General features: G+C 47.1%; 18 protein-coding genes. 17 read left to right on the top strand and 1 reads right to left on the bottom strand.

The window, feature by feature from the left end; all coding sequences use genetic code 11:
* Positions 1-127: 127 nt before the first annotated feature.
* From M3661_RS00475 to M3661_RS00455, 5 genes are all read left to right on the top strand, one after another.
* The gene (locus tag M3661_RS00475; RefSeq protein ID WP_251481296.1) at positions 128-3,007 is read left to right on the top strand and encodes a S8 family serine peptidase; all 2,880 of its coding nucleotides are present in this window, start codon (positions 128-130) and stop codon (positions 3,005-3,007) included.
* A gap of 12 nt (positions 3,008-3,019) precedes the next feature.
* Positions 3,020-3,280, top strand: a complete 261-nt coding sequence (locus M3661_RS00470; RefSeq protein WP_021257159.1) for a DUF1146 family protein — start codon at positions 3,020-3,022, stop codon at positions 3,278-3,280.
* 296 nt (positions 3,281-3,576) lie between these two features.
* A complete protein-coding gene (murA, locus tag M3661_RS00465) occupies positions 3,577-4,905 on the top strand; it encodes a UDP-N-acetylglucosamine 1-carboxyvinyltransferase (RefSeq protein ID WP_021257158.1) in 1,329 nt (442 codons plus the stop codon).
* A 419-nt stretch (positions 4,906-5,324) separates the two neighbouring features.
* Positions 5,325-6,506, top strand: coding sequence for a stage II sporulation protein D (gene spoIID / locus M3661_RS00460; protein WP_251481293.1), 1,182 nt, complete (start codon positions 5,325-5,327; stop codon positions 6,504-6,506).
* A 164-nt stretch (positions 6,507-6,670) separates the two neighbouring features.
* The gene (locus tag M3661_RS00455; protein WP_021257155.1) at positions 6,671-7,465 is read left to right on the top strand and encodes a M23 family metallopeptidase; all 795 of its coding nucleotides are present in this window, start codon (positions 6,671-6,673) and stop codon (positions 7,463-7,465) included.
* Between the two features lie 175 nt (positions 7,466-7,640).
* On the opposite strand, the gene M3661_RS00450 is transcribed toward M3661_RS00455, so the two are convergent.
* Positions 7,641-7,877, bottom strand: coding sequence for a hypothetical protein (locus M3661_RS00450; protein ID WP_251482140.1), 237 nt, complete (start codon positions 7,875-7,877; stop codon positions 7,641-7,643).
* Between M3661_RS00450 and spoIIID the strand changes: the two genes are divergently transcribed.
* The 12 genes from spoIIID (at position 7,815) to M3661_RS00390 (ending at position 23,015) form a co-directional block, all read left to right on the top strand.
* Entirely contained in the window at positions 7,815-8,102 is a 288-nt protein-coding gene (gene spoIIID, locus M3661_RS00445) for a sporulation transcriptional regulator SpoIIID (RefSeq protein ID WP_021257153.1), read from the top strand. The genes M3661_RS00450 and spoIIID overlap by 63 nt on opposite strands.
* Before the next feature lie 168 nt (positions 8,103-8,270).
* Complete coding sequence (mreB, locus tag M3661_RS00440) at positions 8,271-9,269, top strand: rod shape-determining protein (RefSeq protein WP_021257152.1); 999 nt, start codon at positions 8,271-8,273, stop codon at positions 9,267-9,269.
* A gap of 45 nt (positions 9,270-9,314) precedes the next feature.
* On the top strand, positions 9,315-10,196 hold the full coding sequence (locus M3661_RS00435; protein WP_251481291.1) for a flagellar hook-basal body protein: 882 nt from the start codon (positions 9,315-9,317) through the stop codon (positions 10,194-10,196).
* 23 nt (positions 10,197-10,219) lie between these two features.
* The gene (locus M3661_RS00430; protein ID WP_142544833.1) at positions 10,220-11,044 is read left to right on the top strand and encodes a flagellar hook-basal body protein; all 825 of its coding nucleotides are present in this window, start codon (positions 10,220-10,222) and stop codon (positions 11,042-11,044) included.
* A 17-nt stretch (positions 11,045-11,061) separates the two neighbouring features.
* Positions 11,062-11,535, top strand: a complete 474-nt coding sequence (locus M3661_RS00425) for a DNA-directed RNA polymerase subunit beta (protein WP_083545107.1) — start codon at positions 11,062-11,064, stop codon at positions 11,533-11,535.
* Positions 11,536-11,717: 182 nt separating this feature from the next.
* On the top strand, positions 11,718-12,251 hold the full coding sequence (locus M3661_RS00420) for a CDP-alcohol phosphatidyltransferase family protein (RefSeq protein ID WP_021257148.1): 534 nt from the start codon (positions 11,718-11,720) through the stop codon (positions 12,249-12,251).
* 287 nt (positions 12,252-12,538) lie between these two features.
* Entirely contained in the window at positions 12,539-12,970 is a 432-nt protein-coding gene (gene fabZ, locus M3661_RS00415; RefSeq protein WP_065291425.1) for a 3-hydroxyacyl-ACP dehydratase FabZ, read from the top strand.
* A 189-nt stretch (positions 12,971-13,159) separates the two neighbouring features.
* Positions 13,160-15,166, top strand: a complete 2,007-nt coding sequence (locus M3661_RS00410; protein WP_251481289.1) for a DUF5693 family protein — start codon at positions 13,160-13,162, stop codon at positions 15,164-15,166.
* Entirely contained in the window at positions 15,142-16,332 is a 1,191-nt protein-coding gene (csaB, locus tag M3661_RS00405; RefSeq protein ID WP_251481282.1) for a polysaccharide pyruvyl transferase CsaB, read from the top strand. Before M3661_RS00410 ends, csaB begins: the two co-directional genes overlap by 25 nt.
* A gap of 13 nt (positions 16,333-16,345) precedes the next feature.
* Positions 16,346-17,104 (top strand): WecB/TagA/CpsF family glycosyltransferase, encoded by a 759-nt coding sequence (locus tag M3661_RS00400; protein WP_251481280.1) that lies wholly within the window; start codon positions 16,346-16,348, stop codon positions 17,102-17,104.
* Between the two features lie 114 nt (positions 17,105-17,218).
* Positions 17,219-18,352, top strand: coding sequence for an MraY family glycosyltransferase (locus M3661_RS00395; RefSeq protein ID WP_251481278.1), 1,134 nt, complete (start codon positions 17,219-17,221; stop codon positions 18,350-18,352).
* 646 nt (positions 18,353-18,998) lie between these two features.
* Entirely contained in the window at positions 18,999-23,015 is a 4,017-nt protein-coding gene (locus M3661_RS00390; RefSeq protein WP_251481276.1) for an S-layer homology domain-containing protein, read from the top strand.
* The last annotated feature ends 369 nt before the right edge of the window (positions 23,016-23,384 follow it).

Below are 23,384 nucleotides of genomic sequence, written 5' to 3'. Positions count from 1 at the left end.
TGAATAAAGAGCAAGGTAGAGGTCGGAAGAATTGGATTCGGCGACGAATTTGGTCATCTTCTCGTGGAATCATGTTTTAACACCCTCTAGCACAGGCCTTCGGAACAAGAATAGGAAGGGATTCATTATGAAACGATTGCCTCGCGTCGTCGTGACTGGCACCATCATTGTACTATCAAGCATGCTGCTGATAGAAGCGTCAGGCATGCGCCAAGCGATCTCGCCGATATACGAGGTAAGGTTGGAGGAGGCGACGCAGCGAAGCTGGACGAATGAGCAGCTATCGCCATCTGCGAGTCTTGTCAGGAATGAGAACCATGAGGAGGAAGCAACCTCATGGATTATTAAGTGGAAACAAGGGGCACAGGATGACGTATTATTGCGTCGAAGTATAGTAGAATCAGAACAGGAATCAGTAGGAATTATGGTTGTTCGACCTAAGGAAGAAGAGAAGTCGGAAGATTGGCTTCGCGATGCCAAGCGCTCGGACGATATCGAATACATCCAGCCGAATCATACGGTTCGAACGCTGCAATCGGTGATAAAGCCGAATGATACTTTATACGGGCAGCAGCACTATTTGCAGCAAATCGGAATTGAAGCGGCATGGACGAAGACAAGGAGCAATTTGTCTACTACAATTGCGCTGGTTGATACGGGAGTTGACTTTAACCATCCCGATTTGAAGCCGAATATCGTGAAGGGGGTTAACCTGCTAGATACAGGTATCCCACAAGATGATAACGGTCATGGTACTAGCGTTGCCGGCGTCATCGCAGCAGTAGGCAATAATAACAAGGGGACAACCGGAATTCTATGGTCAGCCAAGATCATGCCTATTAAGGCACTTGACGCTAGAGGCTATGGCGATGAGGATAAATTAGGTGCGGGCATTCTATACGCTGTCGATCACGGTGCCAAAATCGTTGTCATGTCGGTTGGACTGTACCGATATTCAAAGTACATGGAAGAGATTGTGAATTACGCCGAGCAGAAAGGTGTTCTACTCATTGCAGCTACTGGAAATGATGGCAAACGCTTTGGAGAGAAAATCGCGGTCAAATATCCAGCTGCTTATCCTACGGTGCTCGCCATCGGTGGAAACACAAGACAGCAGCGGGTAGAGCCGCGTTCGAATACGGGGCCAGAAGTGGATCTCGTTGCACCGTGGCATGTATTTACCACAGCATTAGGTGGTGGCTATGCTGCTGAGGAAGGCACCTCGATGGCGGCTCCCCAAGTAGCTGGAGTGGCGGCATTGCTGTGGAGCCAATATCCTGAACTGAAGCCATATCAAATTCGTCAGCATTTGCGGAAGACGGCGAAAGATATCGAAGCCCAAGGCTGGGACCAGCTTAGCGGATACGGGATGCTGCGTGCCGATCAAGCGCTCTTGAATCCGGTAGAGAAGGATCCATTTGGGACGAATACAACTCGTGATAAGGCAAGGATGTTCCCGATTGACACTTCCTTAGCAGCAGAATTGAACGGGAAGAAGAAGAATAACTGGTTCGTCGTAGATGCACCCTACGATGGAACACTAGAGTTGAACGTGCAGCGAATTCAAGGAACTAGCAAAATCGGAATCACACATTTCTTAGCAGATAGTCGTTCGGGTACCGCGTATAGTCACCCTATTAGCAAGCCGCTCACCGTTCCAGTTAAAAAAGGGAAGAATGTGTTTCGATTCTATGCGGAAGAAGCTGGCGCAGCCATATCTTACAAACTGTCGTCACGCTTTCTCATTTATGAGGATCCGTTCGAACCGAATGACAAGCAGTTTCAAGCATATGCCCTGCCTGCACGGACGCAGGATATTGTAGGGACATTCAGTCATGCTTCCGACTTGGATTGGTATACGATTCAACTGCCGACCAAGGCAACACTTCGGTTGAAACTAGACACAGACACCGTGCGTATTGACCCTGCGATAGAGATTCGCGGTTCACAGATGGAAACGCGATGGGTGGATGAACAGAAGGAAGGCCAAGCTGAATCGGTAGTTCTGTCTGACTTGCCTGCGGGCAAGTATTATATATTGGTGCAGAATGCAGTAACGGCTCGTCCTGAAGCAGTGGCGGGAGAGTATAAGCTGCATATTGAATACCTGACTCAGTTTACGGATCCGAATGAGCCGAATGATAAAGTATACGAAGCGATCACAATGAGTGAAGGAACGGAATATAAAGGTGTCTTTCATGAGGATAATGATGTGGATTGGTTCCAATGGAAAGTGAAGGAGCAGGCGTATGGGCACTTTCGGATAGGCAATGTGCCTTCGAATCGTGTGGTGACGATGTCCGTTCTGTCGAGAGAGCAGAAGGTGCTTGCCTCAGCACGCAACCGGTTGGGTGAATCCGCTGTAGAATTGGGCGCTGAGCTGGAGCCGGGCACGTACTACGTTCGACTCACGACAAGCGATAAGTTCGATACACAGTTCTATTCCTTATCTGTGCAGGCAGATCCACTTGTGGCTGGGTTCCGAGACATAGGGGAGCATTGGGCTAAGGATTCAATCGTCCGAGCAGTCAAGTCAGGCTGGATTAACGGTTATCCTGAAGCGGAATTTGGCCCGGATCGGCCGATCACTCGTGCAGAGGCTGCGTCCATTCTCGCCAATGCGTTTAAGTTGAATGCGAAGGGAAAGCAGACAACTTCATTCAAGGATGTCACTTCGAAGCATTGGGCGTATTCTGCGGTATCACGAGTTGCCAATGCCGGTATTGCGGGGGGTGTTGGTGGCCAGCGCTTCGCGCCCAACCAGAAGGTGAAGCGTTCGCAGATGGCGGTAATGATCGGCAATGCACTTCATCTGAAGGCTGGAGCGATAAGCACGGGGCCATTTGCGGATGTTCCTGCTGTCCATTGGGCAGCCCCTATGCTGGCTGAGATGAAGCGACAAGGGTACGTGCATGGTTATGAAGGCAATACGTTCGAGCCGGATCGCGATGCGACTCGGGCTGAGTTCGCAGCGATGCTCCTCGTTGCCTTGGATAGGAAATCGTAAGGAGGAGTCTAAGTGGGCGGAAATGAAACATGGACACAGGTCACCTCGTCTGTAGGCTGGAGTGGCGCGATTCAAATGATCATTACACTGATGTGCATTGCACTCGCGTGGTGGGCACTGCAAAATGTAAAGATCGATTTGTTCATTCGGCATCCGCAGAGCCCACAAGGCAAAATGGTTCATTTGATTTTAGCCATTTTGGTTGGCCGGGCAGTGGCACAGTTTTTTGTCGATTATTGGAGCTGGACACAATCACTGCGTTTTTTGTTTTGAAACCATCAATAATGGTTAAGAGGAATTGGACGGCGGTACACCGACGGGGTTAATACCGTAATTTCCTCTTGATTAAACCCCGTCCGGCAAGGGTTCAAGCACTTGTCGAATAACATCGAATGAAGATGTCAACACTGGATGATAGCCCCAAGGAAAATGTGGAAGGGTCTGTCGAAAAATATCGCTTGTCCATAGCTGTAAAGCAGTGGTATGATGTAATTTGGAAATCAAAAGAACGTACCATTTTTTACAGATATACGGATAATGGGGCGAAATAAAGCGCGGAGGGAAACATGATGAGTAAATTTATCGTCCGCGGAGGCAACCGATTGACGGGTACTGTGCGTGTTAGTGGCGCGAAGAACTCTGTACTTCCGATCATCGCTGCTTCGTTACTGGGAGAAAAAGGCGTTAGCGTAATTTGCGATGCACCTCCACTTGACGATGTGAAAACGATACACAATGTACTAGAAAAATTAGGTGCAAGCCTTACATATGCCGACGAAACCATTCGTGTGAATGCGGAGAACCTTCATTCTTTTGAAGCCCCATATGAGTTGGTACGTAAGATGCGAGCATCATTCCTCGTCATGGGCCCATTGTTGGCTCGCGCAGGACAGGCGCGTATTTCTCTGCCTGGTGGATGCGCTATTGGGAGTCGTCCGATTGATCAGCATTTGAAAGGCTTTGAAGCTATGGGTGCGGTTATCGGTCTTGGACAAGGATATATTGAAGCGAAAGTGAACGGCCGACTGAAGGGTACCAAGATTTACTTGGACTATGCGAGTGTCGGTGCGACGGAAAATATTATGATGGCCGCTACATTGGCCGAAGGTACAACAATTATTGAAAATGCTGCTCGTGAGCCGGAAATCGTCGACTTGGCGAACTATCTGAACAAGATGGGCGCAGTCGTTCGCGGTGCAGGAACAGGCGTTATCCGCATTGAAGGTGTGGATCATCTGCATGGTGCTGAGCATACGGTTATCCCTGACCGCGTCGAAGCAGGAACTTATATGGTTGCTGCAGCGATGACAGGCGGAGATGTGTATGTGGAAGGTGCGATTGCAGATCATCTTGGTCCTGTTATTGCTAAGATGGAAGAGATGGGCATTACGATTGATCCGGATGAGAATGGTATCCGCGTCCGTGCGGAACAGCCGTTGAAGGCTGTCGACGTAAAGACGCTTCCATACCCTGGATTCCCGACAGACATGCAGTCGCAAATGATGGCATTGCTGCTTGCAGCAGAAGGCACATCTGTAGTAACCGAAACGGTATTCGAAAACCGCTTCATGCATGTGGATGAATTCAACCTGATGAATGCAAACATCAAGGTTGAAGGCCGTACTTCTGTCGTAACAGGCCCGGCTAAGCTAAGAGGTGCTAAGGTAACGGCAACTGACTTGCGTGCTGGAGCTGCATTGATCTGTGCAGGGTTGATTGCGGAAGGCACAACAGAAGTCGGAGGCGTTCATCATATTGATCGTGGTTATGTGCACTTAGCAGAGAAGCTGTCATCGCTCGGAGCAGATATCTACCGCGTTAAGATGAATGAAGAGCCACAAGGCGTGAAAGAAGAGAAGGAAGAAGGGACTTTTCGAGCACAGCCAACTTGGGCGTAAGCCTATCGTGAGCTAAAGCTGGAGAAGGAGCTTCCACCCGGATCATATAGACAATTGCATCGATAGAAAAGGTGTACCGGCTAGATATAAAGCCGCCTCGTGAAGAGGCGGCTTTTTTGCGTGTATATGATTTTAGGTGCAGATGTTTTGAGTATGTGCTGTTTTGTATGAAGATTTCCTGGTACGTATACGATTTTTCGAATGTATTCGCATGTGTAGATGACGAGTTGCTGGTAGTTATCCGTATCGAACCTAGAAACCTTCTACACGTAATCAGGAAGGGATACGAGGGTATGTGGTTCTGTCTTCTCTTAAAAAAGCATAGGGTAGAGAAAGAGGAGGATTGATTCTGTTCTTTTCGTGAAATGCTAGATAAGAAAGTGAGAGGAATCGTTAAAATAGAAAGAGGAGTGAGACCAATGGCAACGCAACCGATGTTATCTGCGCAGGCGCGGCGGCTCGCACGCTGGCTGAAGCCGCGCCTGCGCCTTGGCGGCAGGGGCCGCTGGGGCCTGCGAAGACGCCCCCTGCCGCTGCTAGCGCGCACCGCCCTATGGGCTGGCGCGCTTATTGCGCTCGCGCTGCTCGTGCCGCTCCTGCTGGTGCAAGAGCACCAGCAGGGGGTAAGCACGAGCGCCCGTAGCGAGCGCGCGGCGCCGCAAGCGCCGAAGGTGTCGCCGCCGCCCAGCACAGCGGCGGCGCAGCCCACGGTGCGCGTGTACCTGAGCGGCACGCGCCAAGTTGAGAGCGTCGCGCTGGAGCAGTACGTGCGCGGCGTCCTCGCAGCAGAGATGCCGAGCAGCTTCGAGCTCGAAGCGCTCAAGGCGCAGGCGATGGCCGCCCGTACGTACATTATGCGCCGCCTGCTGGCGCAGGATACAAGCGGCGCACCTGAGGGGGCCGACGTAACCGATACCGTCGCCCATCAAGCCTATAAGCCGCTCGTGGAGATGGAGCGGCTGCCGAAGGAAGCGGCGGCGAAGCTGAGCCGGGCCGTAGAGGAAACAGAGGATCAGATCATTACGTATGAAGGCAAACCGATTATGGCTGCATTTTTCTCCACAAGTAATGGATATACCGAGAATGCCGAGGATTATTGGGGAAACCCGGTCGCTTACTTGAAAAGTGTGGCAAGCCCTTGGGATGAACGGGTAGCGCCGCGATTTGCGGAGAGCACTACATATAAGGTAGATACGCTTCTATCAGAACTAGGTGTATCCGCGCAAGCATTGAAGCTGCAATCCGGTGGCGGGACATCAAATAAGTCCGGATCCGCGCAAGCCATTCGGAATCAGCTCCGGATCTTATCCCGTACCCCCGGTAAGAGAGTTGGTCAAGTTCAAGTCGGTACAGAACAGTTCACAGGTCGCGAAATTCGAGAGAAGCTAGGGCTGCGATCGAGTGCATTCGATTGGAGCATGGTGGATGGAAAACTAGTCATTACTACGTACGGTTTCGGGCATGGTGTTGGCATGAGCCAGTACGGTGCGCAAGGAATGGCCAAGGAAGGGGCTACTGCCGAACAAATCGTAACGTACTATTATAAAGGTGTGAAGGTGGACAAAGCTTCGAAGTTAGCATCGGCTAAACTAAAAGGATAGTTCAGCAAGACGCAGATCAATTATGCAGAGAGGCAGGGGAAACCCTTGTTATATAAGGAGCTAGACTTCTGGCAGAAGCATTGGTAGCTTCATATCTTAAAAATTAGCATTTCTACGTATAAAAGTACTAGCCTCGGTAACAATGGTTACTGAGGTGATCACAAATGAGTGAACAAAACCAAAATCAAAACTCAAAAAACAAAACAACGATGAATACATCTACGACAAGCACAGCAAATCCGTCTGAAGCCTCCAAATCGATGCAAGGGGCTCAAGCGGTTCACACATCCTCATGGAGAAAGCTGTTGTCGAAGAAATGGGTATTCCCCGCTTTGTACATGGCCGCAGCAGCAATTATCCTAACTCTAGTCTGGGTCTATCAAGACTTGAATCACAAACCGCTCGACCCAAACAAGGATGCGACGCAAGCAGGGCAAACAATCAAGCAAGGCGAATCAACTGCAGGTACAACAGCTGGAACCAAAGAGGACGCAGTCGAAGTAGTTGCAACCAACGAAACACTCGGTTGGCCAGTGGCGAATTCTGGTGATGTAGATGTCGTCATGCCGTACTATGACGAGAAGGCTTCGAAGGAAGAGCAAGCGGCAGCAATGGTGCAGTACAAGCAAACCTTTACTCCGAATGTAGGTATCGACTTGGCGCGCAAGGACAAGCAGGCATTTGATGTAGTAGCTGCAATGAGCGGTAAAGTAACACGTGCTGAACAGCATGCGACGAATGGATTTGTTGTCGAAGTGGATCATGGCAATGGCATGAAGACAGTATATCAGAGCTTGGCTGATGTGAAAGTGAAGCAAGGCGATGTTGTGAAGAAGGGCGACGCGCTAGCTACAGCAGGTCGCAGTGAATTGGAGAAGGAACTGGGCGTTCATGTTCACTTTGAGGTGTACAATGAGAATAAGCCAGTAAATCCGACAACGGTTCTGGTTAAAAACTAATTCAGTTAAACATGGTAACAACATCGGGCGTATGTCTTAAGGGCATTCGTCCGTTTTTTATTTGTAGGAGGAATAGCGGAATTGAAACGAACTTTTTCTAATATTTTTTTGCTCTCGCCACTCCAATGATGAATGATCGAATTCACGGATTACCAAGAAGCGGAATTCCGCTTGACTAAGCTTTTTTTCCTGTTTTAACTTTGCTTGGATTGCCTTGTTGTTCGACTTGTCCGATGAGAGCCTTGGCAAAAATATCGGTTAAGCCAAGCTTGTCAGGCTCGGTTACAACGCATAAGTGTGCGACCCACTCATATAATGTACCAATTAAACCGAGTAGGGAGGCGGGAACGTGCACGACTACATCAAAGAACGGACCATCAAAATCGGCCGCTGCATCGTCGAAACGAAGCATACGGTTCGTACTATCGCTAAAGAGTTCGGCGTGTCTAAAAGCACGGTGCACAAAGATTTGACCGAACGGCTGCCTGAGATTAACCCCGATCTGGCTGATCAGGTGAAGCACATTCTCGAATACCATAAGTCCGTTCGTCACTTGCGTGGTGGAGAAGCAACGAAGATCAAATATAAGAAGACGACTTCAAAAAAACGTGAGGTGATGACGGCCGGTAAATCCTAAACCACCACCCCATTCCAATAACTTTTTAAAATGTGAGCTGCCCTCCAATCTGTCATTGAACGTAGCAGAGAAAGTATGATATGGTAAACGATGAGTAAATATTTTGCAGAAAACGGTCGTAATTTCTCGATTTAGACATGAAAAATGAATGTGGAGGCTCTCGAACTTATGCTTAGCAAGGATATTGGAATTGACTTGGGAACGGCAAACGTTCTCATCCATGTCAAGGGGAAGGGGGTCGTCTTGAACGAGCCTTCGGTTGTAGCAATCGAAAGCGATTCAAAGCGAGTCCTCGCCGTGGGTGAAGAAGCCCACAGAATGGTTGGTCGGACACCGGGCAATATCGTACCCATCCGCCCGCTTAGAGACGGAGTCATCGCTGACTTCGAAGTTACGGAAGCAATGCTGAAGCACTTTATTTCACGAGTCGGCGGTCGCAAATGGTACTCGCACCCACGCATCTTGATTTGCGCGCCGACAAATATTACTTCAGTAGAACAGAAGGCAATTCGCGAAGCGGCTGAGAAGAGCGGTGCCAAAGATGTTTTCCTGGAAGAAGAACCGAAGGCGGCGGCAATTGGCGCGGGTATGGATATCTTCCAACCGAGCGGCAACATGGTCGTTGACATCGGCGGCGGAACGACGGACGTGGCGGTATTGTCCATGGGAGACATCGTTACCGCCTCTTCTATTAAAATTGCTGGGGACAAGTTCGACAGCTCCATCATGAAATATATAAAATCCAAGTATAAGTTGCTAATCGGAGAGCGTACGTCTGAAGATATTAAGATTAACATCGGGACGGTGCGTGAAGGTGGACAACGGGAAATGGACATCCGCGGACGTGACATGGTTTCGGGCCTCCCATATACCGTAACGATCACATCCGATGAAGTTCGAGAAGCTTTGTGGGATCCAATTTCTTCGATTGTCGCTGCTGCGAAGTCGGTATTGGAACGGACACCGCCAGAATTGTCGGCGGATATTATCGATCGCGGCGTCATTTTGACTGGCGGCGGGGCGCTTCTTGATGGATTGGACGAGCTGATGGCTGACGAATTGAAGGTTCCTGTGCTTATTGCAGAGGATCCAATGCACTGCGTCGTCAAAGGTACCGGAATCATGCTGGATAATTTGGACAAGGTCGTTAAGAAATCATTCGTTTAATCCGATATACATTGTATATGCTTTGACAGATCGGGAGGAAACGACATGATTAGAGGTTTATATACAGCTGCCTCGGGCATGATGACCCAACAACGGCGGCATGATACGGTTACGAATAATATAACGAATATCAATACGCCCGGGTTCAAGTCAGTAACAGGGGCAGTGCGTTCATTTCCTGAGATGATGCTGTCCTTACAGGGCGGAGATCAAGGGGCAGGTCGTACCATTGGCCGCTTGAATACAGGGGTATTCGCGGAAGAGAGCCGTATGCTGTTCAGCCAAGGCGATCTGATGCAGACGAATCAATCAGGCGACTTTGCGCTGTTGGCGGATTTGGGTGTCCTGGGAGTGGTCTTTGATGCTTCAGGCAAGGGACGGGATGCGCAAGGCAATATTGTTTATAAGCCGGAAGCATTCTTTACGGTTCGGGAAGGCGATGAGTTGCGGTTTACGCGTGATGGTCATTTTCGCTTGAATGCCCGCCATGAGCTGACGGCGGCAGACGGAGCACTTGTGCTGAACCGGAATCAAGCTCCAATTGTATTGCCGGCAAATGTATCGATAGATGATATCAAGCTGGATGGGACAGGTCGGATGTATGATGCGCGTACGAACGCTGCGATTGCAGGGGCAGATCTGCTCATTTCCCGGATCGACAATCCGAATCAACTCATTAGAACGGGTAATGGCCGCTTCCGATTGGATGCGGCAGGTGGTGGTCAAGCAGCGGCAGTCGCGTGGACCGCTGGGGATCAGCAGCAAATTCAAGTACAGCAAGGCTATTTGGAGCGTTCTAATGTAGATCCTACGCAATCGATGACGGATATGATGACGGCCTTCCGTGCCTATGAGGCGAATCAGAAAGTCGTTCAATTCTTTGATAAGACGCTGGAAAAGACGGTCAATGAGGTAGGGCGCGTCTAAGCGCTTAGAATAGGAGGAACGATATGAACCAGTCTATGATTTCTGCAGCCTCTTCGATGAATGGCATTCAGCACAAGCTGGATATCGTCGCGGACAATATGGCGAACTTAAATACGAACGGTTATAAGCGGAAGTCAGCGACATTCGCTGATGTGCTTACGAATGTAAGACAGCATGATAAAGATTACCGCCAACCAGGAAGAGCGACCCCGATGGGATATACGCTTGGCTATGGATCTTATTTGACTGCATTAAGTCGAGACTTCACGCAAGGGGCATTGAAGCAAACAGGTGTAAGCACGGATTTTGCGTTGGAAGGCAACGCGCTATTCGAGCTCGAACTGGACAATGGTCAATCTGCTTGGATTCGAGAAGGCGCTTTTCATTACACGATTGATCCGAATACGAAGGAAAAGGTGCTTGTGACGGCTCAAGGGGATAAGGTGCTGGACAAAGACGGCGCTGAGATCCGAATTGGACTGGATCAAGAGATACAGGTTAATGACAAGGGGCAAGTATTCGCGACGAAGAACGGCTTGACGGTTGTTCCGAATCCGATCGCTACGCTGAAGGTAGTAAAGCCGATCAGCCCAGAACTCCTTATTCAGACAGAGAACAACTATTACGTAATGGCCCCAAATACGAACCGCAATGCTATTGTGGAGGATCTTGATCTTACACAAAACCAAGCGGTTCACGTTCGGCAAGGCATGATTGAGCAATCGAATGTATCGCTGATCGACGAGATGAATGACTTGATTCAAGCGCAGCGAGCGTATCAGATGTCCGCTCGGGCCTTGACTTCCGGAGACGCGATGTGGGGGCTTGCGAATAACCTTCGCGCGTAAACGAAGCAGGTGAGATAATGAGTGACCAAGAAGGGAAAGACAAGAAGCTGCTCGATTATGAGTACGAGCCGCTGCAACAGGATATATCGTTAGCGCGTCTGCACCGCTCTCATTCCGGCTCGGAACCAGAGGATGTGGAGACGAAGACGGAGGCCGAATCCGACGTTCATGAGGAATTGCCGGTAGTGGGCAAGCCTGCTCAGCAGCCAGTATTCGAAGAGCGGCGCAAGCAGCGTCTGCGCAAGGGTAAGGATGCTGCTAAGCCAGCGTCTGAGGTGGAGCAGGAAGAACCTCAGCCACCTCAGCAGAAGCCGGTTCGTCGTTCGAAGGCAGGGAAGTGGATTTTTCGACTGGCCATTGTCCCACTGTTATGCGTGCTTGCCACATTCGGCGGAATGGTTGCCGGATTTGTCGTGTTAGGTAAGGGCTCTTTTACAGATGCACTGAATATAAATACATGGACACACTTGTTCCAACTTGTGTTCGGATAGCGGAGTCCCCACTTTGTGGGGATTTTTTGCTTGTTTGGTGGCCGAAAGGACTTTGTCCGTCATCGCTCCTCCCTTGAGGGCTATAGGGAGCTATACGATTTGATAAAGTTTCATTTTTGTTTTCGGGCATGTATAATGAGTTGGAGGAACAATGAAAATGGGGGGAACTGGGGGTTTTGAGGTTGAATTTACCGAATATGTTGACGATGATTCGATTCGTTCTCATCCCCGTATATGTGGCTTTGTTCTTCATAGGTGAGCGGTACGCCGCATTCGGAGTTTGGTTGCTCGCTGGACTGACCGATATTCTGGACGGGTATATCGCGCGCAAACATAATTTAGTAACGAATATCGGCATGATGTTGGATCCATTGGCAGATAAGCTTATGATGTTGACCGTCATGTTTTCTTTGCTATGGTCTGGAGATATGCCATGGATGGCTGCTGTAGCGATGCTGATTCGAGATGCAGGGATGATTGCATGTTCCGCTTTATTTCATTTCAAGGGAAAGAAGACAGTGCCTGCGAATTGGATGGGGAAATTGACGACAGTCTTCTATTATATCGCGATCCTGTTCGTCTACTTCCAATGGACTTATGCAGTTGAGCTCTTATGGGTGGTTATCGTATTCTCATTCCTTACATCCTTTATGTATGCGCTCTTGTTTATTCGAATCAATCGCAAGGAAGAGGCAGAAGCTGAGCATCGGGTATGATGCAGGCATGTCTCTTGTGGGACAACGAAAGAAATGTCTTATTTTTACCTTGATGACGATTCGTCATTTGTTTTACGTTCAAGTTACTTGTCTTTACTTGTCTTGCTAAGACAGAATGACTTGCATGGAAGTTGCGCATTCTGATTCTAAGAAGAGAGCTCCCCGAACAGCCGAAGCTGCGGGAAGCCCCTTATCTCAACCTTCAGGCCTGCAGTCATGAAGGATGATCTTAGTATTGACGCATAGCTGTCGTCTTATACGACAGAGGAAGAGAGGAGTTTGTATTTATGTTGACAGTTGAGCAAATTCAGGAAATTATTCCACACCGTTACCCTTTTCTGCTCGTTGACCGTATTCTTGAAGTAGAAGAAGGCAAGAGTGCCGTCGGAATTAAGAATGTTACGATGAACGAGCCGCATTTTGCAGGTCACTTCCCTGGTTATCCGGTTATGCCGGGAGTTCTCATTGTTGAAGCGCTCGCACAGGTTGGTGCAGTAGCTATTTTGAAATTGGAGCAAAATCAGGGGAAACTTGCTTTCTTTGCTGGAATCGACAATTTCCGTTTTCGTGGGCAAGTCGTGCCTGGCGATACGCTTACACTTACAGTAGATATCACACGCTTAAAGGGAACGATCGGCAAGGGACAGGCAACAGCCAAGGTTGGCGATAAGGTCGTTGCTGAAGGTGAATTGATGTTCGCATTGTCGGACCGCGAGTAGAATACAGCACAGGCGGAATCATTTGCAATGAATGCAGAGAGTTCGGTTATTCTAAGGATAACCGGAGCTGAACATTAGCTGTGTGCCATCGGTGTCGAATGGACTCGGAACTCATCGAATGATGCACGGTAGAAGCATTGTGATATTCCACATGATGATGTATTCGGAATGGCTTAAGGAGGGAAACAAGTGTTTCAACAGGTAGAGAAATGGAACCGACAAATGAAAAAGTGGCTATGGCTTGTGGTCATTGTCGGACTGGTAGCTGCTATTCCTGTAGCAGTGCAGCGCGTACAGACAGAACAGTCGGCAAATAAGGTTGAAATTGTATTCAATTATCGAAATTTGGTCGATATGTCTACGCTGATGCCCAAGCCAAATGAGTTTATTGATGAGCAGTTGGGACGCTTAAAAGATGCAGGCGTTCACACGATGGCGTTGTTCGAAAGCAATTTGTCGGATATGAAGTCCGCACGAAGATTGTTGATTTACAACTCTAGCGATGCAGCAGCGCTGCAGAAGAAGCTTCCGCCTCTGAATGAAAATTATACATATCTTTTGTTCACGTCATCTGAGAACGAACAGAAGCTTTCTCCTATGATTGAGAAGACTTTCCTTCGTTTAGGTGTAGAGGTTCGTACGTGGCAGTATGAAGGCCACAATGGTTTGATCTTGGAAACTCCGGTTGAATCCGCAGTAATGAAGTCAATGCCACAGGATCCAATCACAATTCAGAAGCTTGTGGATAAAGGATATACAATTATGCCGCGTTTGTCCGACAGCTCGGAATATGATCAAGAGCAAATGGATGAGCTGCTGCAATACTACAATTCATTGGGCGTAACGCGTATTCTCTTTGATGGCGATGCAGTTAAAGGCTTTAATGATGATGCAGAGAAAAAAAGTTTGACAGGCTTTGCTGATTTATTAAATAAGCACAACATCGGTATTGCTGCCATTGAAGGCTTGAAGAAGCCGCAGCAGGGGATGAACAAGCTTGCTTATTTGACGAAATATAATGTAGTTCGACTTCATTCGATTAACGATCAGGAGTCATTCAATGAAATCGATGTATTAGCTGATCGCTTCTCGCTTGCTACGAAGGATCGCAATATTCGGATGATTTATTTGAACGCAGGTGTGAAAAAAGATATGAAGAAGTCTGAGATTGTGACTTCCATTGATAATCTGATTCACACACTGAAAGAGCCTGGAGATGCAATTGCATCGATTGAGAAAAACGGATTTATAATGGGCACAGCTGAGCCATTTACGGTATTTGACGCTTCATGGCAGAAAATTGCGAAGATCATCGTAGTTATTGGCGGCGTAGCATTAATCGCGCTGATGCTTTCTTATTTTGTGCCGGCTGTGATGCTTCCTGCCTTCGTTCTGGGCTTGATTGGAAGCGCAGGAATGTACGTATTGAAGCCAGCCTTCTTCGAGCAAGTGCTTGCCCTTGGGGTGGCGATAAGTGCGCCAACGATTGCGATGGTGCTCGCTGTTCGAAGAGTGGACATGAGTCCTCCGGTTACAAGCTTCAAGGCTCGCTTTGGCAAATCGGTTGGATTGTTCTTGCGCACGACGGTGTTGTCGCTGATGGCTATTCCGTTCGTGATTGCATTGCTTAACAACATTACGTACAGCCTTGTAATAACTCAATTCCGTGGAGTCAGTCTGCTGCACTTCCTGCCGATTGGCCTTACCGCATTGTATATCTTCCTCTACCGTGGAGATTCTGTTGTGAAGGAAGCCAATCGTTGGCTTAAGATGCCGGTTACGGTATTGATGGTCGTGGCTGCTGGCATCGCGGGCGTAGTTGGAATGTACTACCTATCGCGTACGGGGAACGCTGGAAACGTATCTTCCTTGGAGAAATCATTCCGTTCCTTGCTTGAGAATACGTTGGGTGTTCGTCCGCGAAATAAAGAGTTCTTGATGGCGCACCCGTTGTTCTTGATTGCGGCATTTGCAGCATACCGTTATCGGATAGCTCTATATGCGTTCATCATCGCTGTTATTGGCCAGTTGTCTATGGTTGATACGTTCGCTCATATCCATACGCCGATCATCATGTCGACAATTCGCACACTCCTGGGTCTTGGCCTTGGACTGGTTATCGGAATTATTGGCATTTTCGTATGGACTATCATTGAAAGGTGTTGGGATGCATGGCGTCCAAAGCTACAAGAATAGTACTGTCCGGATATTACGGATTCAATAATAGTGGTGACGAGGCGGTTCTGTTGTCGATACTGACCGCCTTGGAACGTGCTGGCGAAGAAGCTGGCATGGCAATCGAGCCTGTCGTATTGTCTGGTGATCCAGAGACAACGACTCGGTTGTATGGGGTAGAAGCAGTGCATCGAATGAAGCCCGGAGCCTTGCTGGCCGCGATTCGCAGCAGCGATGGGTTGATTAGCGGCGGCGGAAGCTTGCTGCAGGATGCGACCAGTTCGAAGACGATTCCTTATTACTTAGGTGTGCTGAAACTGGCACAGTGGTTCCGTAAGCCGACGTTCATTTATTCGCAAGGAGTTGGTCCGGTAAACAGCCAGTCTTTCTATCCGTACATTCGTCACGTATTTAACCGAGCTGCTTATGTGTCTGTACGTGATCGGGAGTCTGCAGAGCTCTTGATGCGAATGGGAGTAGGGCAAGATGCGATCCATGTTGTACCTGATCCAGTAATGGGTCTTCGGTTGCCGTCATCTAAGCCTGGGCAGCCCGCACTCGATTATGGGACAGGGTTCGATGCGGCAGGCTGCCCCTATGTTGGGGTTTCCCTTCGATTCTGGAATCAAGATCGATCCGATATGGATGCGATCGCTGATATGCTGCTTCAGCTTAGTCGGATGCGGAAAGTCCATTTGCGGTTTTTGCCGTTCCATGGAGCAAGTGATGAAGAGGCATCCCGTTATGTCATGAAGAAGCTTGAGGATGAGGTTTCCGAAGTAGATGGATTGTGCGGCGACCCATCAGCTGCTGCTTCTGAAGCTGGCACAGTGATGAGCTTATGCGCTCCGCTTGAGCATCCTCAGTCCATGCTGCAGGAAGTAAGTCAATGCAGGGTGTTAGTCGGAATGCGATTGCATTCTCTCATTTATGCGGCCTCCCAAGAGGTGCCGCTTGCGGGTATTTCTTATGATCCGAAGATCGACCAATTCCTGCATCGACTGCAGGAAGAGGCGATTGGCACAACAGCCAAGCTAGATGCTGCTCGTGCTGCATCTCATATGTGCTGCTTGCTCGATGATGTAGATGGCTGGCGCGAGAAACATCAAAAAGCAATAACTTTATTGAAGCAAGAAGCAGAACAGCCGGCGCAACAAATTGTGCAATGGCTGCGTCATAAGGCGTAAGGTGGTTTGTGATATGTTAGAAATGAAGGATGTACCTAAGGTTTCGATTTACGGCATTCCCTTTTCCAAGTTGAATATGGAAGATACCGTAAAGCTTCTTGTTGATCATATTGACGCTGGGCGCTCCATTCAGGTGATTACAGCGAATCCCATCATGGTGATGGCCGCCTTGGAGAATGATAAGAATATGGCCGTCATGAAGCAGGCGGACTTGGTTGTTCCAGATGGAACAGGCATTGTCTGGGCAGCTAATAAGTTCGGTGATCCTGTCGTTGAACGAGTAACGGGCTTCGATCTGCTGCATGAGATGCTGAAGATGGGTGAACCGCGCAAGTGGAAGGTGTATCTCTTGGGTGCAGCTCCAGAGGTGGTTCAAGCGGCAGCAGAACGGTTACAAGAACAGTATCCGTCCATCTCCATTGTCGGATACCGAGATGGCTTTTTCAAAAGTGATGAAGATGAAGAGGTTATTGCACAAGTTCGTGCGGCGAATCCTGACTTATTGTTCGTTGCTCGCGGAGCCGACACACAAGATCCTTGGATTGCAAAATATCGCCAACAGCTGCAAGTTCCCTTTATGATGGGTGTTGGGGGAAGCTTTGATGTTATTTCAGGCAAGGCCAAGCGGGCACCAATGTGGGTACAGAAGCTGCGTATTGAATGGCTGTATCGCTTAGTCAAGGAACCGAAACGCTTCATGCGAATGATGGCATTGCCTAAATTTGCTTGGAAAGTGATGCGGGATAAAGATAAGCCCACAAAAGTGCAGTAAAATGACGCTTAATCTTTCATTTTCGTAAGTTTTCACATAAATCCGGCATTGGTGTTTCCATTTTGAACGGAGTATAATTCGATCCGGTAACATAAATGGGGGTTGAAACTACCGATGATGACCGTATACGCAATTGGTGGCTGCCTGGCAGCTCTGCTGCTTGCCACAGGATTAACGCCTTTAGTGAAGAAGTTTGCGATCAAAGTAGGTGCGGTTGACGTACCGAATGCGCGGAAAGTGCATACGCGCATCATGCCCCGCATGGGTGGTTTGGCTATTTTTGCGGCGTTCGTACTGACGCTGCTTGGGCTTATGTTATTTATTCCTGATACACTGCTTGGTTCATCGCGAGATGCGAATCTTGTGAAGGCAATGCTTGCCGGAGGCTCCATCATTATTCTGATTGGTGCACTAGATGATCGTGTTGAGTTGTCTGCGAAAGCGAAACTGCTCGGTCAGATTGTAGCTGCATGTGTCGTGGTTTTCGGATTTGATCTAACTGTAGACTTTGTAAATGTGCCGTTTGGCGATAAATATTTATTCATTGAAACATGGGTTGCAATTCCGCTTACGATCTTCTGGATCGTTGGTGTGACGAATGCAATTAATTTGATTGATGGCTTGGATGGACTGGCTGCTGGTGTTTCCGCTATTGCCATTGCTACCATCCTCGTCATGGCGATCTTTATGGGCAATCCGGTAATCATCTTGCTCTGCGCGATCTTGCTTGGAAGTATTATTGGATTCCTGTTCTTTAACTTCCACCCAGCTAAGATCTTTATGGGGGATTCCGGTTCCTTGTTCTTAGGCTTCAGCTTGGCTGTCTTGTCCATGCTGGGCTTCAAGCAGATTGCAATCATGTCGTTCATTACACCATTGCTTATTATTGGTGTGCCGCTGTCCGATACATTCTTCGCGATTGTACGCCGCTGGCTGCAGAAGAAGCCGATCTTCGCACCAGACAAAGGTCACTTGCACCATTGCCTGCGCGAACTGGGCTTCAGCCATCGCAAGACAGTGCTCATCATTTACGGGATTGCTGCATTCTTCGGATTGCTGGCGGTTATCCAATCCGTAGCCGCATCGCATGATGCGAACTGGGTAACACTCGTTGTCATCTGTGTGTTGCTCGTATCGCTCCAGCTTGGGGCTGAGGTGATTGGTATCGTAAGTAAGACCAGAAAGCCGATGCTGAACATCCTGCACCGCTTGCGCATGAAGGTACACGCTGAATCACGTTCGAAATAACATTAGCGATAGTTCTTTTATGGGGACTTTGATGAAGTAAGAACGCAATTATAATATATGTTGTAAACAGAACCTTTGCACTTGAGTGGATCAGGCTTGTCCTGAACTACTCGGGGCAAAGGTTTTTTTATACTCGTCTATAGTGTCCAATATGCATTTCAATATGATATGTACTTCTATGTCGGGCTGTTGGTTCTATATCAACCATTAGAACCCTATCTTCTATAGTGTTATTCTTCCTCTTTCTTAACAACCTCATATAGGATCGTTATGAACTTCTTTAGTTGACCATTGAAGTGCGGTGCGAATCTATTCAATTCAACTACTTCGCTATTCCCCTTTTAAAACACCTCAAAAAGAACCTCTACAAGTATCTTGTAAGTAGGTCTGTTAAATCTTTTTTTATCATCTGTAAGTGCTCAATAATTGCCCTCAATGTGTGCCTTTTCACTAAAGTCTTACTGAGAGTTCCACTTCTGTGAGCACCAAGTAAGTGTCCTTTCTCTTCTCTTTGTCTGTTATCAATACTAACTTCGGAGTTTTGACTAAAATTTAGAACGAAATTAGCCGATAACAGAAATAACAAGTAAGAACGAGCCGATGGAGGCAACTCAACTACGGTTCTATAATAAGGAGGCTATTAGCGTTGAAGAAACTGGTATCCATACTGTTGACGCTCGCGCTTGTCGTTACGCTTATCCCGGCATCTCTCGGTACAGCAGTATCGACGGCATTCGCAGCAAGCGCCAACCACTTCGTATTTCCGAATGAACAGTATTCTCCTACATCTGCACGTATAACAAATAGTGAACGTGTGACGCTAGAAGGAACATTGAATGGCGTTAACGGAAATTCAATATCTTATAGCGTGTACAAGCTAAATAAAAATCCTGATCCAAACGCGACGGATAAATATTTAGTGGATCAAAACGACAAACGTGAAGGCCAAACGGCCAACATTATGATCAATGGTTCGAAAATCCAATTGTATAATTTGCAGTTGTATCCTGGATTGAACCAAGTTACATTCAAAGGCTTGCAAGGCATGTCGGATGTGTATGACTCCATCTTCATCGAGTACCGTAATGGTCCAACGATGTACGACATGTCCGTATCCTTGGATGGGAATGTCTACAACTTGAAAGAAGATGAGTCGACAATTGTTTACTCGGATGCTTCTCAAGGAAAAAAATCAGTGAACGTCAGCATCTCGGGTAAAGCACCGAATGCAGATAAGGTACAAATCGAAGTGAACGGGCGCAGCTGGTCTTTCGGTGTATCCAAAAGCAATGACTGGACGTTCTTTGCTTCTCCAATTGCCATTGAGCAAGGACGGAACTTAGTTAAGATTAAAGTATTTAACGGTACACAATCGGTTGAAACAACAAGAGAAGTAGCATTCTTCAATGGTGATGTAACGTTCCACGATGTACACATGAAGGAAAATGGCGGAGCAACGAAATATGATTTATCGCAAAGTCCTACGATTACTGCCTCAACTGATGGTGTAATTTATGGTCGCGTTCTTATCCCTTACGATGCAACCAAGGCGAAGCCGACTAGCGTTGGTGTCGCATATGAAATGATTGAAACGGGCAGCGGTAATAAAACAAACGGAAATGCAACGAATGTGGTTGAAGTTTCCTCGAATCCGAAATTTGTGGAGTACTCATTTGAAATAGCAGGTGCAGTCACAAAAGATGTTCGTACCAACATTACTTTGACTTCAACGAACTATGCCTTATCTACTCCATCACTGCAGAGTATGTCCGGATTTTCCGTATTGTTGAAGGATGCGAACCAACCATATATCTACGCAGCTAATTATTTGAGTGGATATAACAACACAATGACGCCAGGGGAAGTTGTGGCGCTGCAAGGCGGTAAGCTGGACGGTGCGCAGTTATTCTCCATGCCGGCTGCGATTCAATTTTTAGTGCCTAATGGAAGCAGTCCTAGAATTTCAATTGAATCTGTAACAGATGCATTAGGCAACAAGCAACCTACTACTTCTTACAATTTAGATCCTAAGAAAGTTGCCGAGGATGTTACAATCCAAAATATTAACGGGGTACCGACATCCATGAGTCGGGTTGTTTACCTGATTGATAAGTTGCCAAGCACAGGGAAACAGACGATTGTGTTTCGTTTGGATGGCTCCAATGAAACATATACGGCAACGGTTACACTTTTGTACGGGCCATATGTAAAATACGACGGAGCATTTGACGGCCAAAAAATTTATACGGACACAACAGATGCTAATCGTCAAGATCAAGTCATGAAAGAATTGCAGGACTTGGCGGGTCAAATCTACAATATTGCCAACGAAGAAGAGCTTAAATACTCAGGGAAAGATCAAACGGTATTTTTCAGTATTAATAATACAACCTTGGAACTGGCTCCAATAAGCGGAACAAACAAAAGTAAGTTCAAATTAGTAAACCAGAAAGACGCCTTTAATGCGTTGTATATGGGAGACAACAAAATCAAATTTGTTTTCCGTTCCCAAAAATCGCATTACGAGAACACAATCACGGTAACGCTCATTCCGACTAACTTGCCGGTTATTCCAGCACCTGAGACAGACGGAATCTATCCATACAGCACAACATATCCAGATCCGAAGCCAAATGACCCTCGCTTTGAGAAAAAAGGCGGAGTTTATCTGACCCGTGAAGCGCAGATGAATGTATACGGTACATTCGACTTTGTTGATCTCGGGAAAAATAAAGCTGAAATTGAAGGAAAGCTTACTAGCTTGCGGGGCAGTGGTACTACAAAAAATGAGCTTCAAAATTATAAATTAGTCATTCAATCGCCTGTATTGAAAAACGACAAAAACCCATTAGGTAAAATCGAGTGGACACTGGAGAATATGTTCACCGACAAAAATGGGGATACGTACAATTCGAGTGCAGTAGTTAACGGAATCTCTGTTTACTACGATAATGATAAACAATTCTTCAGCTTTATTATTAAGGGTATAAATCTTCCGGGTGATGGAACTCCTGTCGCAATGAACATGACTGTATTTAACAGTGGCGAAGGTGGCCCTCGTGCAACATACCGTTTGGAAGTTGTGCCGGTAGATGTGCCTTACACGATTTTGAAGCCAGCGCTTGAAAAGCGAGTGGTTAACCAAAACTTTGTTGAAGTCATTATTGACTCGCCAGGTGCAGAAAAGGTAGTTATTAATAAAATTCCAGCAGAAAAAATTATTTACTACCCAAGCTATGACAAGACACAAAAGCCTTATGAAAATGCCTATCGTGCATTTGTCGTAGGACTTAAAGCAAATAAAGATAATAAGATTGAAATTGCCATTTCAAGAGGCAAGGATACCTTCAAAAATACGATTACGGTGAAGTACGTACCTACGTCAATTCCAGGGGCTCAGTATATGGAGCCAATGAAAAAATCACATAAGGTATTTGAAGGAATAGTAAACTTGACCTTCGAAAAAGGTGCGAATCTCGTAAGACGCGACTATAATGTGCCGCAAAACTTCAAAAACCAAGTTTTTAGTGGCCATAATCTACTGTTCGCGATTGCGAATTCATTCGATGGTGAAGTAGATCGCCGTGAGTTTGAGTATCAGCCAGCGAACTATGACTTGGCGAAGATAGAAGCAAAGAACATTTTTGAAGCAAGCTTCCCTGAACGCTTTATTAAGGCTGGTCCAGTTATTTGGATGGATCCAGGTCAAGCGGATGACATCAAGACAGAGTCTGTTTATGACCCAATTAAGTATGGTGTTGAGCCTTATCAATATCCAGGTTCGCCAATTGAGATGTTCTATAAGCGCGACTTGCGTAATGAGCTTATCATGTCTAAACCAGGTAAATTAACACTGAGCTATGATAAAAACGTAACCGATGATGGTGGTCGCACTGTGAGTGTGTTCCGTTTTGATTCGGAATTACAGCAATGGGAGAACATTGGCGGTGTTGTAGATTCGAAGAAACATACCGTAACCGTTCCAATTACGCGCTTTGGATACTATGTTGTTGGTAAGATGTCTTACTCTTATCATGATGTGGTACAGCATCCATATGCACGTGATTTCATTGAAACGATATTTGCAAAAGGCGTTATGAATCCATTTGATCCATTCTCCATGTTTGGTACAGATATGTATGTATCTCGTGGCGAATTCACTCGTATGATTGTTCGTGCGAAAGAGATGCCATTGAATTATGACGGTAAGAAACATTTCAATGACGTCGTTGTACCGGCGGCTGATAAGATGAATACGATTAATGTGAATCAGCTGTGGGACTTCCGCTATGTGGAGACGGCTGCACGTGATGGTATCGTTCGTGGTGTTTCTCCGAATGAATTTGGTGGAGATTACTCTATTATCCGTCAGGATGCAGCGGTAATGCTTGCGAAAGCTTTGAACATGAAGCTTGAGACGAAGCGTGATAAAGTTCGCAAGGATCTGTTGAAGTATTTCCAAGATGCGGACAAGATAGATTACTATGCACAGCCAGCGGTACTTGCTATCGCGAAGAAAGGCTTCATTACAGGAGTTCCGATTGACCCATCTGATCCGAAGAAGGGTTATGTATTCCAGCCATCTGCGAATATGCTCCGTGGCGACGCTGCTCTCATTATGGCGCGTGCTATGATTGATTTGAAGAAGCTGCCGAAGATGTAACATAGATTCAGCGTGTACATCTTCGGGTAATAAGGAGAGAGCCGATTTTGCTCGGCTCTCTTCCTTTATATAATAGAAGATATTCGTTTTATTAGGATCATTGATCTGGTAAACATGTAATGAATCTACCTATGATCATATTCATGGGTGATCTGTCATTCAGTGGAAAACATTAGCCAGTGACTCCTTCTTAGCTTGGCGCTATACTAGGAGATGTATTCGTTCATGCATACATATAGATGAATTCAAGTATTGCAATATGTATAGCATATCCGTGTATATGCGTTATTGAATGTAATGAGCAAGACATTGTCTGAAATCTGCGAAAAAATTTAAAAATAATTTTCCGTAGAGCGCAACTTTTTCGAA

It is taken from the genome of Paenibacillus sp. MER 180 (assembly GCF_023713665.1).
In the GTDB taxonomy this organism is placed as follows: domain Bacteria; phylum Bacillota; class Bacilli; order Paenibacillales; family Paenibacillaceae; genus Paenibacillus_B; species Paenibacillus_B suaedae.
The sequence above is the reverse complement of the archived record's forward strand: the minus strand, read 5'-3'. Positions and strand labels throughout refer to the sequence as shown.